Origin of the sequence: Allosediminivita pacifica (assembly GCF_003054175.1) — a bacterium.
GTDB classification, from domain to species: domain Bacteria; phylum Pseudomonadota; class Alphaproteobacteria; order Rhodobacterales; family Rhodobacteraceae; genus Allosediminivita; species Allosediminivita pacifica.
Map to the genome: position 1 here is coordinate 59,850 of NZ_QBKN01000001.1, position 14,717 is coordinate 74,566.

General features: G+C 67.6%; 15 protein-coding genes and 1 tRNA gene. 6 read left to right on the top strand and 10 right to left on the bottom strand.

The window, feature by feature from the left end; genetic code table 11:
• Positions 1-10 precede the first annotated feature (10 nt).
• Together C8N44_RS00270 and C8N44_RS00275 are read right to left on the bottom strand one after the other, a co-directional pair.
• Positions 11-889: an S-methyl-5'-thioadenosine phosphorylase gene (locus C8N44_RS00270; RefSeq protein ID WP_107974156.1), complete on the bottom strand. Its 879-nt coding sequence runs from the start codon at positions 887-889 to the stop codon at positions 11-13.
• Between the two features lie 256 nt (positions 890-1,145).
• The gene (locus C8N44_RS00275; protein ID WP_107974157.1) at positions 1,146-1,751 is read right to left on the bottom strand and encodes a flavin reductase family protein; all 606 of its coding nucleotides are present in this window, start codon (positions 1,749-1,751) and stop codon (positions 1,146-1,148) included.
• 90 nt (positions 1,752-1,841) lie between these two features.
• Between C8N44_RS00275 and C8N44_RS00280 the strand changes: the two genes are divergently transcribed.
• The gene (locus C8N44_RS00280; RefSeq protein WP_107974158.1) at positions 1,842-2,327 is read left to right on the top strand and encodes a GNAT family N-acetyltransferase; all 486 of its coding nucleotides are present in this window, start codon (positions 1,842-1,844) and stop codon (positions 2,325-2,327) included.
• Positions 2,328-2,380: 53 nt separating this feature from the next.
• Entirely contained in the window at positions 2,381-3,139 is a 759-nt protein-coding gene (locus C8N44_RS00285; protein ID WP_107974159.1) for an EcsC family protein, read from the top strand.
• 295 nt (positions 3,140-3,434) lie between these two features.
• Here C8N44_RS00285 and ptsP read toward each other — a convergent pair whose 3' ends face one another.
• From ptsP to C8N44_RS00325, 8 genes are all read right to left on the bottom strand, one after another.
• A complete protein-coding gene (gene ptsP, locus C8N44_RS00290) occupies positions 3,435-5,675 on the bottom strand; it encodes a phosphoenolpyruvate--protein phosphotransferase (protein ID WP_107974160.1) in 2,241 nt (746 codons plus the stop codon).
• Positions 5,676-5,870: 195 nt separating this feature from the next.
• Entirely contained in the window at positions 5,871-7,394 is a 1,524-nt protein-coding gene (locus C8N44_RS00295) for a globin-coupled sensor protein (protein WP_158273974.1), read from the bottom strand.
• Between the two features lie 208 nt (positions 7,395-7,602).
• Positions 7,603-8,841: an aspartate kinase gene (locus C8N44_RS00300; RefSeq protein ID WP_188758613.1), complete on the bottom strand. Its 1,239-nt coding sequence runs from the start codon at positions 8,839-8,841 to the stop codon at positions 7,603-7,605.
• 111 nt (positions 8,842-8,952) lie between these two features.
• On the bottom strand, positions 8,953-9,420 hold the full coding sequence (locus C8N44_RS00305; RefSeq protein WP_107974162.1) for an SgcJ/EcaC family oxidoreductase: 468 nt from the start codon (positions 9,418-9,420) through the stop codon (positions 8,953-8,955).
• Complete coding sequence (locus C8N44_RS00310; protein WP_107974163.1) at positions 9,398-10,045, bottom strand: SDR family oxidoreductase; 648 nt, start codon at positions 10,043-10,045, stop codon at positions 9,398-9,400. Before C8N44_RS00310 ends, C8N44_RS00305 begins: the two co-directional genes overlap by 23 nt.
• A gap of 7 nt (positions 10,046-10,052) precedes the next feature.
• A complete protein-coding gene (locus C8N44_RS00315; RefSeq protein WP_107974164.1) occupies positions 10,053-10,478 on the bottom strand; it encodes a DUF1178 family protein in 426 nt (141 codons plus the stop codon).
• A gap of 50 nt (positions 10,479-10,528) precedes the next feature.
• Positions 10,529-11,764 carry a 3-deoxy-D-manno-octulosonic acid transferase gene (locus tag C8N44_RS00320; protein WP_107974165.1) on the bottom strand — a complete coding sequence of 412 codons (1,236 nt, stop codon included), beginning with the start codon at positions 11,762-11,764 and terminating at the stop codon, positions 10,529-10,531.
• A 231-nt stretch (positions 11,765-11,995) separates the two neighbouring features.
• Positions 11,996-12,070, bottom strand: a tRNA-Thr gene (locus C8N44_RS00325).
• A 93-nt stretch (positions 12,071-12,163) separates the two neighbouring features.
• Between C8N44_RS00325 and C8N44_RS23525 the strand changes: the two genes are divergently transcribed.
• From C8N44_RS23525 to C8N44_RS00340, 4 genes are all read left to right on the top strand, one after another.
• The gene (locus C8N44_RS23525) at positions 12,164-12,340 is read left to right on the top strand and encodes a hypothetical protein (protein WP_170121056.1); all 177 of its coding nucleotides are present in this window, start codon (positions 12,164-12,166) and stop codon (positions 12,338-12,340) included.
• Positions 12,341-12,345: 5 nt separating this feature from the next.
• Positions 12,346-13,617 carry a UDP-N-acetylglucosamine 1-carboxyvinyltransferase gene (gene murA, locus C8N44_RS00330; RefSeq protein WP_107974166.1) on the top strand — a complete coding sequence of 424 codons (1,272 nt, stop codon included), beginning with the start codon at positions 12,346-12,348 and terminating at the stop codon, positions 13,615-13,617.
• Complete coding sequence (locus tag C8N44_RS00335; RefSeq protein ID WP_107974167.1) at positions 13,614-14,087, top strand: DUF2948 family protein; 474 nt, start codon at positions 13,614-13,616, stop codon at positions 14,085-14,087. The genes murA and C8N44_RS00335 overlap by 4 nt, the downstream gene beginning before the upstream one ends.
• Positions 14,088-14,149: 62 nt before the next feature.
• Positions 14,150-14,665 carry a hypothetical protein gene (locus tag C8N44_RS00340; protein ID WP_107974168.1) on the top strand — a complete coding sequence of 172 codons (516 nt, stop codon included), beginning with the start codon at positions 14,150-14,152 and terminating at the stop codon, positions 14,663-14,665.
• Positions 14,666-14,717: the final 52 nt, after the last annotated feature.

Here is a 14,717-nt window from a genome sequence, read left to right on the forward strand (position 1 = left end):
GCTCTCTCCTTCAGCCCAGCACGCGGCCGGCGACGGCGTCAAGCCTGCCCAAGAGAGCCGCGTCGCGCTTGTCGGGCGCGGTCAGAAGGGCGAATTCCAGCGCCCGGTCGCAGCCGTGCGGACAGGCTTCGCGGTCGGTGCCGAGCAGGGTAGGCAGCCGGCGGACCATCTCGCGGCCCTTGTCGGCATTGCCGGTCAGGATCTTGACGATCTCGGTCACGTCGACCTCGCCATGGTCCGGGTGCCAGCTGTCGTAGTCGGTGACCATGGCGATCGAGGCGTAGCAGAGCTCGGCCTCCCGCGCGAGCTTGGCCTCGGGCATGTTGGTCATGCCGATCACGTCGGCGCCCCAGCTGTCGCGGTACATCTTGGATTCCGCCAGCGTCGAGAACTGCGGCCCCTCCATGGCGAGGTAGGTGCCACCGTTGTGCACAGTGATCCCGGCGTCCTGCGCGGCGGTGAAGCAGGCCTCCCCGAGGCGCGGGCAGGTGGGATGTGCGACGCTCACATGGGCCACGCAGCCCTCGCCGAAGAAGCTCTTTTCGCGGGCGAAGGTGCGGTCGATGAACTGGTCGACGACGACGAAGTGGCCCGGGGCCATCTCCTCGCGGAAGGAGCCGCAGGCCGAGACCGAGATCACGTCGGTCACGCCGAGCCGTTTCAGCGCGTCGATGTTGGCGCGGTAGGGTACCGAGGAGGGGCTGTGCACGTGGCCGCGCCCGTGGCGGGGCAGGAATGCCATGGGCACGCCGCCGAGGGTGCCGGTCAGGATCTCGTCGGAGGGGGAGCCCCAAGGGCTTTGCACCGCCCGCCAGGCGGCGTCCTCAAGTCCGTCGATATCGTAGATGCCCGATCCGCCGATCACGCCGATCATCGTCTGCCCTGCCATCGTGTCGTCCTTCTGCCGCGATGTCCGCGCGGACACTGCACCCTGTGCCGCCCAAAGAAAAGGGTGATGCCCCTCGCAGGCCTGCCACCACGGCGTGCGATGCGGGAAAGCGCGCAGTTTCCGCACCGTCGAGAACGCAATGTCTTCGCCAATCGACGCAAGTACCTGCGCCGGAGGCTTCTTCTTGGCGGAAATACTCCGGGGAGCGCGAGGGGCAGCGCCCCTCGTCTGCGCTCTATCTGCCGCGGGCGGCCGGTCAGTCGCCCGGGCGCTTGAGGGAAAACTTGTCCCGCACCACGGTGTAGTCTCGGTAGCCCATCCGCGAGAGCGGATTGAAGGTCAGCACGTCGAAGATGCCGTCCACCAGGCAGTCGTCGCGCATGTGCACGCCCACCACCTCGCCGAAGACGACGAAGTTGGACTGGCCGGGAAGTTCGACGATCTGTGTGAGGCGGCATTCAAGGTTCGCCGGGGCCTTTGCCACGCGGGCGCAATCGATCTCGGAACATTGCGCCTTCTCGATGCCCGCGTGCTCGAATTCGTCGACCTCGCGCTCCCAGGGGCCGGAGCTGTCGTTCATGACGTCGCGCATCTCGTATGCGACGATATTGACGCAGAAGACGCCTGTTTCGCGGATCTGGGCGACGCTGTCCTTGGTGTCGCCGCGGTCCTCCTTGGCCGATGTCGAGGCGAACATGACCTGCGGCGGCACATAGGCTACGGCGTTGAAGAAGGAATAGGGCGCGAGGTTGTCGTGGCCGTCCGCGCCGCGGGTCGAGATCCAGCCGATAGGGCGCGGCGAGACGATCGCGTTAAAGGGATTGTGCGGCAGGCCGTGGCCATCGGACGGGCGGTAGAACATCGGGACATCCTTTGATCTGGCAGCCCGTTTGCCGGGCGCTCGGACCCGTGATAGGGGCAATGCCGCCGAAATGCACGGGGGGCCGGAAACCTGTTCACGCTGACCCAGGAAGCGCCCGACGACTGGTGGGATGTCGAGGCCCTCTACGATACATGTTTTGCCCCGGGGCGCAGTGCGCTCAGCTCCTATCGCTTGAGAGACGGAGTGGAGCCGGTGGTGCCGCTTTGCCGGCTGGCACGAGACGAGACCGGCGCCGTGGGTGGGGCGATTCGCTACTGGCCGGTGCGCGTCGGCTCCCATGATGCGCTGCTGCTCGGCCCCGTGGCCGTGCACCCGATCGCCCAGGGCGAAGGCCTTGGCGGGATGCTGATCCGCGACACGCTCGCCCGCGCGGGCGAGATGGGCCATGACCGCGTGCTGCTTGTGGGCGATGCGCCCTACTACGGGCGCTTCGGTTTCACCCGGCTCGAGGACGTCACCATGCCGCCGCCGACGAACCCGGACCGGGTGCTCGGCGTTTCCCTCACGCCCGGCGCCTGGCAGGGCGTGTCGGGGGATGTGACACGCGCGGCTTGAACCGGGGCGCGCAACCGCCAATCTGGGTAGGGCAGGGCAACGGAGGCAGTGCCATGACGGGAACCGAGATCATCGCCATCGACGTGCAGGGGGAATTGGCCGCGCTCGAGAAGCGGCACCGTGCCGCCAACTCGGTGGGGATGCAGGTGCTCAACATCGTGGGCACGCAGGCCGAGAACCTGCTTGAACGCCTGCCGGACCGTGTGAAGGACCGGCTGGAGGAAACCACGGGTCGGGCGCTCGAAACAGCAGCCCGCGCGGCGGCCGGGTCGCGCGCCGTGGTGCCGGATCAGAAGGGCTGGCTCAACACCGCGATGACCACGGCCATGGGGGCCGTGGGCGGAGCCGGCGGCCTGCCCACTGCGCTGGCCGAGCTACCCGTGACCACGACGGTGCTGCTGCGCGCGATCCAGGGGATCGCCGCCGAGCACGGCTTCGATCCGGCCGATCCCGAGATCCTGCGCGCCTGCCTGGCCGTGTTTGCCTCGGCCGGGCCGCTGGCCGAGGATGATGGCGCCGACATGGCCTTTCTCTCGGCGCGGCTGACGCTGACGGGGGCCACGATGCACGGCGTGATCGCCCGCGTGGCGCCGCGGCTTGCCACCGTTCTGGGGCAGAAGCTTGCGGCGCAGACGATCCCGATCCTGGGGGCCGCTGCGGGGGCTGCGACGAACTATGCCTATACCAGCTACTACCAGCAGATGGCGCATGTGAGCTTTGGCCTTCGGGCCCTGTCAGAGCGCAGCGGCATCCCGCAGGAGCATCTGACCGCGGATCTGCGCAGCCGTTTGCAGGTGCAGAAACAGCGCTGACCGGGGAGGGTTTCTAACCTCACCTTAACCTTACCCCTCTATCAAGGGAATCGAGCGGAGTTCGGGCGGAACAGCCCGCCGCGAGAGGCCCTCGATTCCGGCACGGCCCCGGCGGGCGATTCAAAATGGATCGCCCGCTTCTTCGGGGCGGGAAGAAACGGTCAAAGGCCGGTCGCGCAGAACGTGCGGCACAGGCGCGGGCACCAAAAGGTGTGACCGCGCGGGAAATCCGGAACCTCGGTCCCGGTCGCGGCGAAATCCTGCGGCCGGGCTTTTTTGTCTTCGTGCCGCGTCCTCAGGTCAGTTCGCGCAGGTAGTCCATCACCGCCGGCCGTACGGTTTGTTCTCCGTCCGCGATGGCCCTATCGATGACCCCCCGCAGGTCGTCGAGCCGGGTGCGCATCATGAGGCTCTTGACCGGGCCGATGGAGGCCGGGCGCATGGAGAGCATCCGGAAGCCCATCGCGGCCAGCACCAACGCCTCGATCGGCCGGCCGGCGTCCTCGCCGCAGAAGGACAGCGGCGTGCCGCTCGTTTCGCAGCGCTCCACGATGCGTTCGAGGAAGGACAGGAACGAGGCGTTGAGCGTGTCGTAGCGACGCCGGACCAGCTCGTTTTCTCGATCTGCGGCAAAGAAGAACTGCTTGAGATCGTTGCCGCCCACCGAGAGGAAATCGACCTCGTCGAAAAGCTTCTGGCTCGCGAAGCCGAGGCTCGGGGTCTCGAGCATGGCGCCGATCTCGAGTTTCTCGGGCAGGGTGTGGCCCAGCCGTTCCTCGCGGGCGACGGCCTTGCTGACTTCTTCGCGGGCGGCCAAGAATTCCTCGTACTGCGCGATGAAGGGGAACATGACGGCGAGCGGCCGCCCGTTGGCGGCGCGCAGGAGCGCCTGAAGCTGCATTCGCAGCACGCCCGGCTTGTCGAGCCCGACGCGGATCGCGCGCCAGCCGAGCGCGGGGTTCGGCTCGTCTATGGGCTTCATGTAGGGCAGCACCTTGTCGGAGCCGATGTCGAGCGTGCGGAACACCACGCGGCGGTCTTCGGCCGCGTCGAGAACGCGCGAATAGAGCTGCACCAGCTCGGTCCGGCGGGGCATCTTGTTGCGGATCAGGAACTGCAGCTCGGTGCGGAACAGACCGACGCCCTCGGCCCCCGATCCGTGGAGCGAGGGGAGGTCCGCCATGAGCCCGGCGTTCATGTGCAGCCCGATCCGGGTACCGCAGGCGCTGATGCAGTCGGTATCGCGGATCGAGGCATAGCGTTCCTGGGCCTTGGCCTGCATGGCCATCTTGTCGCGGAAGGCGTTGTTGACGGAATCGTCGGGGCGCAGGTGCACCACGCCCTGGTCGCCATCGACCAGGATTCGATCCCCGTTCAGCGCCTCGTTGGTGATCCGTTCAGCGTGGATGACCAGCGGGATCGCCAGTGCGCGCGCCACGATGGCGGCGTGACTGCCGACCGAGCCTTCTTCGAGCACCACGCCCCTGAGCTGGCGACCGTATTCGAGCAGTTCCCCGGGGCCGATGTTGCGGGCGATGAGGATCGGGTCGTCGGGCATCTCGGAGCCGGTCTCGCGGCCCTGGCCGGTCAGGATGCGCAGCAGGCGGTTCGACAGGTCATCGAGATCGTGCAACCGGTCGCGCAGGTAGGCGTCGGTCGCCTGCGCGAGTCGGGCGCGGGCCTGGCTCTGTTCCTTCTCGACGGCGGCCTCGGCCGAGAGGCCGCGTGCGATGTCCTCTTCCATGCGACGCAGCCAGCCCTTCGAATTGGCGAACATCCGGTAGGCCTCGAGCACCTGGGCCTGATCACCCTCGGCCCCGGCACCGGCCAGCATCTCGTCGACGCCGATCCGAAGCCGGTCGACGGCCTCGACCAGCCGCTTGCGTTCGCTTTCGGGGTCGTCGGCGACCATGTTGGTGACCACGACGCGGGGTTCGTGCAGCCAGACATGGCCCATGGCCGCGCCCTCCTGTCCGGTGGTGCCGCGGAACAGGACCGCCTGCGTGTGCCGCGCGCTGAGGGCCGCGCCCTCGCCGACAAAGGCGCCGAGTTCGGCCATCTCGGCCAGCACCATGGCGACGACCTCGAGCGCGTAGACTTCGTCGTCGGTGAAGCGGCGCTGGTGCTTGGACTGCACGACGAGTACGCCGAGCTTTTCGCCCAGACGCTGGATCGGCACGCCGAGAAAGCTGGAATAGATCTCCTCGCCCGTCTCGGGCATGTAGCGGAAGCCGCGCTCTGCGGGGGCATCGGCGGTGTTCACGATCTTGCCAGTCCGGGCGACGCGACCGACAAGGCCTTCGCCCAGTCGCATGCGTGTCTGGTGAACGGCCTCGGGCTTCAGGCCCTCGGTCGCGCAGAGTTCGAGCGTTTCGTCGTCGCGGAAGAGGTAGATCGAGCAGACCTCGGTGCCGATGGAATCGGCCGTGAGGAAGGTGATCTTGTCGAGCCGGGCCTGTCCGGCGGCCTCTTCGGCCATCGTGTCGCGCAGGCGCCGCAGCAGTTTGCGGCTTTCGCTTTCAAGACCATCCGCCATCTGGGCCGTCGGCTCCTCCCGGGTGCGTTCCGGGCACCAGCTATAGGCGAGTTGAGCGGGGAAGGGAAAGCGGATTGCTTGCCGCAGCGCAATGGCGTCCATGCTGCGTTGCGGCATTCGGGGGCCTTGCCCGCTTCGGCAGCACGCGGGGGTCGTGGTCCGGACCGCGGGCCAAGGCCGCGCTTACGGGAGGGCTCAGGAGGCTGCTTCCTCGCCGATCGGCAGGTCCGCGCGGCGGCGGCCGTATTGCTCGCCGTTGTCCTTGCGCCACTTCTCGACGATGCTCGCGCGCGTGTCGTTCTCGGGCTCGTCGGTCTGCAGCGTGCCCATGAGCTTCTGCACCCGGTCCGCGTCGGCATGAAGCGCGTTCATGCGGTCGTTGGTCTGGTCGACCATCGCCGCGTTCTGCTGCGTGATGGTGTCGAGCTGGGTGACGCTGACGTTCACCTCGTCGAGGCCGCGGGACTGCTGGCGGCTGGCTTCGTTGATCTCGCTCGAGAGCTTGGAAACCTGTTCGAAGCTTTGGATCAGGCCGGTAAGGCTGGTCTTCGCGCGGCCTACCAGCGTCACGCCGTGTTCCACCTGGTCGCGGCTTTCGCTGATCAGCACCTTGATCTCGCGCGCGGCCTCGGAGGAGTGGGCGGCGAGCGAGCGGACTTCGCCCGCGACGACGGCAAAGCCGCGGCCTGCCTCTCCGGCACGGGCGGCTTCGACCCCGGCGTTGAGCGCGAGCAGGTTGGTCTGGAAGGCGATGTCGTCGATGAGGGTCGTGATCTGGGAGATCTGCTCGGACGATGTCTTGATCCCGTCCATGGCCTGGGCGGTTTCCTCGACGATGGAGGCGCTGTTTCCCGCTTCGTGCGCGGCTTCGCGCGCAACGCCATCGGCGTTGACCGTGTACTTGGATGTTTCGGCCACGCTGTTGGTGATCTCTTCCATGGCGGCGGCGGTTTCCTCGAGCGAGGCGGCCTGGCTGTTGGTGCGCTGCGACAGGTCCTCGGCCGAGCCGCGAACCTCTTCGACAAGCGCCATGAGCGTGGTCATGGCCTCCTTCACGTTGCGCAGCACGTAGCTCAACCGGTCGATGGCGCCATTAAGCTTCTCGCGAAGGAACTCGTACCTGACCGGGAAATCGCTCACCTCGGAGGAGGGGATGCGATAGGTCAGGTTACCTGTGGCGATGGCCTCGATCGCGAGGTCGAGGTGGTGAACTGCGAGGGTCTGTTCCTCGTTCCAGACCTGGAAGGTGACGGTGGTGACCCGTTCGGTGTCGAGCGCGAAGGCGCGGCTGAGCGCACCGATGAGCTTCTTGGTGCGCTGGCGCTTGCCCGGGCGGAAGCCCTTGCAGCACTCGTCAACGAGCATGTCCATCATGCAGGCGGAAGCATCGGCGTAGGCCGACATGTAGATGTGCAGCGGCAGGTCGATGCGGGCATGCGTGCGGCCGATCCGTTCGATCGAGGCTTCGTAGTCGGCATCGAACGTGCCGGAGAAGAGCCGTTCCCAGTGTTTCTTCTGGGCGTTGCGGGCGCCGCGAACCATGTCGTCGCCGTCGAAGAAGCCCGCGGCCTCCGGGTCGGCCAGTGCGCGGGCGTAGAAGCGTTCCAGTACCTTGTCGACCTTGGGCATCAGGATGCGGCCGGCCTCGGCGACATGGGCGCGCGTGGCCTCGTTCAGGTCGAACTGCTGCAGTTTCTTGTTCAGGTCATCGCTGCGCAAGGCGTCGCCTCCTCGTCTCGGGTGGGAGGTGCATAGCGCAGGGGTGAAGAACAAAGGTTTAACGGCGGCCGGGCAGAGGGCGGACTACCGCCATCCGTCGCGGAAGAAAAATCTGGGGTATTTTCGATAATGCAGGGGGCTGCCCGGCCCGGTGGCCCGGGGCGGGCTGGATCCGTCCGTCAGGGTGTCCCTTCGCGGGACACCGCTGTCAGCCTTCCTTTTCGAGCTCGAAAGCGTCGTGCAGCGCCTGCACGGCAAGCTCCATGTATTTCCGGTCGATCAGGACCGAGATCTTGATCTCCGAGGTGGTGATGACCTTGATGTTGATCCCCTCGTCCGAGAGCACCTTGAACATCTTCGAGGCCACACCCGCCGCCGACCGCATGCCGATGCCCACGACCGATACCTTGGAGACGCGGTCGTCGGTGACGAGACCGTGGAAGTTGACCGAACCGCTGTCCTTGGCGGCGTTCAGCGCCTTCTCTGCCCGCGTGATCTGGTTGATCGGCAGCGAGAAGGTCATGTCGGTGCGACCCTCCTCCGAGATGTTCTGGACGATCATGTCCACGTTCACCCCGGCCTCGGCCAGCGGACCGAAGATGGCCGCGGCGATACCGGGCCGGTCGGCGACGCTCACCAGGGTCATCTTGGCCTCGTCCCGCGAATGGGCAACGCCCGCCACAACCTTGCTTTCCATGATGTCCTCCTCGTCGCAGACCAGCGTCCCGGCCGCGTCCGACTGTTCCTCGAAACTCGACAGCACCCGCAGGCGCACCTTGTAGCGCATCGCCAGCTCGACCGAGCGGGTCTGCAGGACCTTCGCCCCGAGGCTGGCCAGTTCCAGCATCTCCTCGAAGGCGATCTTGTCCAGCTTGCGGGCCTTCTCGCAGATCCGCGGGTCGGTGGTGTAGACCCCGTCCACGTCGGTGTAGATGTCGCAGCGCTCCGCGCCGAAGGCCGCAGCGAAGGCCACAGCCGTGGTGTCGCTCCCGCCCCGGCCCAGCGTGGTGATGCGGCCCTCGGGGCTGATGCCCTGGAAGCCCGCGACCACGGCCACCTTCATTCCTTCGCCGAACTTGCGGCTGATGTTGTCGGTGGGGATTTCCTCGATCCGGGCCGAGGAATGCGCCGAATTGGTCTTGAGCGGCACCTGCCAGCCCTGCCAGCTGCGTGCGGGCACGTCCATTTCCTGAAGGGTGAGGGCCATGAGCCCGGCGGTCACGTTCTCGCCCGAGCTGACGACGGCGTCGTATTCCCGTGCGTCGAAGAAGGGCGAGGTTTCCTCTACCATGCCGACGAGCTTGTTGGTCTCGCCCGACATGGCGCTGACGATGACGATGACGTCATAGCCCTTGGATACTTCCACTCCGACGCGCTTGGCGGCGCGCCGGATGCGGTCGAGGGTGGCGACGGAGGTGCCGCCGAATTTCATGACGAGAACGGGCATGTGTGCTCCCCGGGGTCTTCGATTGCCGGGCGTCTTAGGCTTGCCCCTGCGAAAGGGCAAGAGAGTGCAGGGCGATGTGGCAACGGGCGGACCATATTTGCCGCCTTGTGCCTAATGGCTGTAACGGGTCGCTTCCAGATCGCCGGTGTTCACGTGGGTTTCCTTGCCGGGCGCCACATCGGTGTTTTGCGCGCTGACGGCAAGCCAGCCATCGGAAAAGCGCCGCATGACGAAGGTGAGGATGGTCTGGCGCGGGCCCGCGGTGCTGCCGTCGGGGGCAAGCTGGCCGGTCATGTGCAGCCGGCAGCGCACGACGGCGCTGTCATCGCACAATAGGCGGGTCTCGGTCCGGCCGGCGCGGAGGGTCGTTTCGGCGAAGAAGCTCTTCAGCGCATAGTCATGGGGTGCCGCAATCGCGTCGCGCCCGCGCCACCAGAGCCCGGTGACGTTCACGAAATCCGCATCCTCGGTGAAGAGGGCCGCGATACCGGTGCCGCTGCGGGCGTGCCAGGCCCTGATGAAGGCCGCGACGATGTCGCCCGGGGACGCGAGCGGCTCAGAAGGGATGGGGCTGGCCATCCCAGGTCTCGAAACAGCCGGTGTTGGCAAGGCCGAGGGCGTCGAGGCGCGCCATGAGGCCTTGGGCCGATTCTTCGACCGAGATCGCGGCGCTCTCGCCGCCCATGTCGGTGCGCACCCAGCCGGGGTGGTAGATCCCGACGGCAATGCCCTCTGACTTCAAATCGACGGCGAGGTTGCGCCCGAGGTTCAGCGCGGCCGCCTTGGAGGCGCGGTAGATGTAGCTGCCGCCCGGGGCCCGTTCGTCCGAGGCCATCTGCGAGCTGATGATCGCGATGCGGGGATCGGTGCCCTGCCGCAGGTTCGGCAGCAGCGCCTGAACGGCGAGGAAGACGCCGGTGACGTTGGTGGCAAAGGTCTCGGCCCACATCTCGGGCGGATAACCACGTTCGAGCGACTGTCCCTTGTCGGGATAGATGCCGGCGTTGCAGATCAGCGCGTCGAGCGGCTGGCCCTCCAGCCGGTCGGCCAGCGCGCGCTGCGATCCCGGGTCGGTCACGTCGAGCGGCAGGAGGCCGTCGCCTGCGCTGCGGGCGGTGCCCTGCGCGTCGTCGCCCCGGGCGGTAAAGCCCTGCAGAAGTGCCGCGCCGATGCCGCGGCTGGCGCCGGTGATCAGGACCCGCATGATGACCTCAGTTGCTGTTTCGCGTGGGACGGAAGGGCAGGGGGGCGATGGGCACGCCATCCTCGACGAGCTTGCGGGCCTCTTCGCCGCGCGTCTCGCCCCAGATGGGGCGCTGGTCGACCTCGCCCGCGTGCATGGCCCGCGCTTCGCGCGCGAAGGAGGTGCCCACGTATTCCGAGTTCGCCTCGACATGGGCGCGCAGCTTTGCCAGCGCCTGTTCGGCCTCGGAGCGTGGCTCGGACAGGCGGGTGCCGCGGTCGGCCTTGTCCTTGGTCGCGACATTCGGTGCCATGAGCGATTTTTCGACATCGGTGGCGCCACAGGTGGTGCAGGCGACCATCCCCGCCTGCTGAAGCTTGTCAAAGGCGCCCGCCGACTGGAACCAGCTGTCGAACTCGTGCCCCTTGGTGCATTTGAGGGTGTAGTGGATCATCTGCCCGAACTTTCTACGTCCGCCGCAAGATAGGGATCGCACGTCCGGCTTCAAGTTTCATGAACGGGTGGCAGCAGGGGGATGAAGCGTGCCATCAGATCGTCGAGATCGCTTTCCTGGCGCAGAGCCTCGGCGGCGGCCTTGCCGGCGCGACGCTGGCCCTCGCCACTTTCGAGCGCGTGCAGGGCGGTGGTGAGGCTGTCGGCATCGTGGATTTCACTTGCCGCACCTGCCTTCGACAGCCTTGTGAAGGGCGCCCGGAAATTGGCCACGTCGGGACCGTGCAGGATGGCGGCGCCGAAGGCCGCGGGCTCGTAGGGCGTGTGCCCGCCGCGGTCGTTGAGCGTGCCACCGATGAAGACGCGGCCCGCAAGCGCGTACCAGAGAGGCATCTCGCCCATGGTGTCGGCAAGGTAGACCTGCGCGTCACCTGGCGCCTCGCCCAGACTGCGACGGGCAAGGGTGAGACCGGTCGCATTTACGAGTTCGGCCACCTCGGCGCCGCGTCGCGGGTGGCGGGGGGCGAGGATGAGGCGTGCCTGCGGTTCGGAGCCGCGCAGCTTGCGATGCGCCGCGATCACGATCTCTTCCTCGCCGGGGTGGGTGGAGGCCGCGAGCCATGTCTGATCGCGCGAGAAGGCCTCGGCCAAGGCGGAATCGGGCGCCATGTCGGGCGGCGTGTAGAGCGACTTCAGGTCCATCACGGGCGCCTCGGCCCGTTCGGGCAGCCCCAGCGCGCGCAGCCGGTCACGGCTGTCGGGATCCTGCGCCGAGGCGAGCGTCACATGGTCGAGCAGGCGACGCCCCAGCCGACCGAAGCGATGCCAGAGCCGCGCCGTGCCCGGCCGCATGCGAGCGCCGAGCAGGATCACGGGGCCGGGGCAGTTCAGCAGTCTGTGCGGCCAGAGCTCCGATTCGAGCGCGACATGGGCGACGACGTTCCAGCGCCGGATGACGCGGCGGGTGACCCAGCCGAGGTCGACCGGCGCGGGGCGGGCGGTGACGCCCTCGAGGTTCCAGCGGCCCACCATCTCGACCCCGGTTGTGCTGTTGCAGGTCACCAGAAGCGACAGGTCCGGACGGCGGGCCCGCAGTGCCTCGATTACCGGGCGGGCCGAGGCGAGTTCGCCGTTCGAGGCACCGTGCAGCCAGATGTGCGGACGGTCGTCCGGCGGCGCTGATCCGCCACCGAGCCGCGCGCGCAGCACGTCGCGGCCATCGCGACGCAGCGCGCGGCTGAGCGCGTGAAGTGCGAAGAGCGTGATGAGCAGGCGATAGAGCAGCAAATGGGCCATCCGGTCCGGAACAGAGGCCCGCTTAGAAGGCGGGGAAGGCCTTGGCAAGCGCGGGGAGGGGCGACGGATCTGCACCGGCCTGGGCCGGAAACGGAGGGTGGGATGCGGAGGCAACCTGAGCGCACGCCGGATTTCGCTTCGATGGCAATGCCTTGAGGCGGTCCGACCAGACGTCGCGGTGGCAGGTTATGCAAGTGTCGCAGGGGATCTCGGGAAGGGGAATGGTGCTGCTGGAGAGAATTGAACTCTCGACCTCTCCCTTACCAAGGGAGTGCTCTACCTCTGAGCTACAGCAGCCCGTTTCCGAATGTGGGCGGTGCTTAGACGCAAATTTCGCGGCACGCAAGCGCAATCTGGACGCTTTTTTTCGCCTGCGGTAGACAGGGGCCCATGGATCGCAAACCACCCCGCAACGACCGCTCCGAGGCAAGCCGCGAAGACCGGCTCAAGGCCGCGCTTAAGTCGAATCTCGCGCGCCGCAAGCAGCAGGCGCGTGCCCGCGCGGAGCCCCCCGCCCCCGAAACGTCGGAAGAAACCGACGGCACACCGAGCAGAAACAAGGACTGACAGGCATGGACCAGATCATCGTCACGGGGAACGGCGCGCTCAGCGGCGACATCCCCATCGCGGGCGCGAAGAATGCCTGCCTCACCCTGATGCCGGCCACGCTGCTGTCGGATGAACCGCTGACGCTGACCAACGCGCCGCGGCTTTCCGACATCCGGACCATGACCGAGCTTCTGAGCTCGCTCGGCTCCGAGGTGTCGTCGCTGGCCGACGGGCACGTGCTGGCGCTGTCGTCGCACAATGTCACGAGCCGCCGGGCCGACTACGACATCGTGCGCAAGATGCGAGCCTCGATCCTCGTGCTCGGTCCCATGCTCGCACGCGAGGGCTATGCCGAGGTGTCGCTGCCCGGCGGTTGCGCCATCGGTGCGCGGCCCGTGGACCTGCACCTTCAGGCGCTCGAGGCGATGGGCGCCGAAATGGACCTGCGCGACGGCTATGTGCACGCCACCGCGCCCGACGGCGGGCTGAAGGGGGCCACCTTCGAATTCCCGCTGGTCTCGGTCGGGGCGACCGAAAACGCGCTGCTGGCCGCGACACTGGCCAAGGGCACCACGGTCCTCAAGAACGCCGCCCGCGAACCCGAGATCGTCGACCTGGCCGAGTGCCTCCGCAAGATGGGCGCCCAGATCGAGGGCGAGGGCACCCACACCATCACCATCGAGGGCGTCGAGCGCCTTGGCGGGGCCACCCATCGCGTGGTGACCGATCGGATCGAGCTTGGCACCTACATGCTGGCCCCCGCGATCTGCGGCGGCGACGTCACCTGCCTCGGCGGGCGCATCGACCTGTTGCAGGCCTTCTGCGAGAAACTCGACGCGGCCGGTATTTCGGTCGAGGAGACCGAAAAGGGCCTGCGCGTGCGGCGCGGCAATGGCCGGGTCAAGGCCGTCGACGTCACGACCGAGCCCTTCCCGGGCTTCCCCACCGACCTGCAGGCGCAGATGATGGCGCTGCTCTGCACCGCCGAGGGCACCAGCGTGCTCGAAGAGAAGATCTTCGAAAACCGCTTCATGCACGCGCCCGAACTCATGCGGATGGGGGCGAGCATCGACGTGCACGGCGGCACCGCCCGCGTGAGCGGCGTCGACAAGCTGCGCGGCGCGCCGGTCATGGCGACCGACCTGCGGGCCTCGGTCTCTCTGATCCTGGCCGGGCTCGCCGCCGAGGGCGAGACCGTGGTGAGCCGCGTCTACCACCTCGACCGCGGCTACGAGCACGTGGTGCGCAAGCTGTCGGGTGTCGGCGCCAAGATTCAGCGGGTCGCGGCCCAATGACCGAGGACGCCCGTTTCGAGGACGGCGGCGAGAAGCCGCTCTATCTGGGGGCGCTCGACCCCGACGATCTGCAGGTGATCTCGGCGTTGGTGCAGGACGCGGTCCTGCAGGTGTCCGAGATCCGCTGGCAGGCGGGGCAGCGCCGGCTGGCGCTGCTCGTCAACCGTCTGCGGCGCGAGGCCTCGGTCGCGGAACCGCAGGCCCCCGAACGCGTTCGCGCCTTGATGGTTGTCGACAACGTTCTTCGGGTGGCCAGCCAGGGCATCGACCGCTCCGATCCGGATCTCGTGCTGTCCATCCTCTCCGTCGGCTTCGAGCCGGGCGAGGACGGGACAGGCGCCGTGGTTTTCACCCTTGCCGGGGACGGGGCCATCAAGGCCGAGGTCGAGGCGCTCGACGTGGTGCTGCGCGACGTGACGCGGCCTTACCTTGCGCCATCGGGGAAGGTGCCGGTCCACCCGGAAGACTGAGCTTGGGGTAACGCTCCATAAGACGTGTAAGTGAACAGGAAGCCGCGACCCGCATTCTGCCCGTGGGCTACGAGATCGACCAGAAGGACCGGCTGCGCGCGCTGGTCGGCGACTGGGCCGGTTTCGCGCAGGGCAACGACGGGATCGGCTTGTCGGAACGCTCGGTGCTGGGCCGCAGCGTCTGGCGCTATTTCAGCGGGGGCGAGATCGCCGACCTGATGGAGCGGCTTTTCCGCGCGACCCGGCAGCAGGGCGTTCCGCTTTCGGTGGCGCAGCGCTGCGACGCGCCGGGGATGATCCGCCGCTACGAGATGAGGATCGTTCCGCTCAGCCGAGGTGGATTGCGCATCACCCATGTGCCGCGTGGCGTGACCCCCTGTGGCCCGGTGACCCCGGGCCACCCGGTCTGGCACACCAAGCCGCTGGAGCGTTGTGCCGTGTGCTGCGACTACAAGCTTGGTGAGCGTTGGCAGATGGTGCCGCTGGGGGAACGGCAGCTGCCCGAGGTCGATCACTACACGGTCTGTCCGAAGTGCAGGGCCCGCGCCGAGGCCGCCATGGGAGCCACGGGCCGCTAGCGGCGCTTGAGGCGACAGGCCCGGCGCGCTATGTGGCGCGAAATTTCCCGGA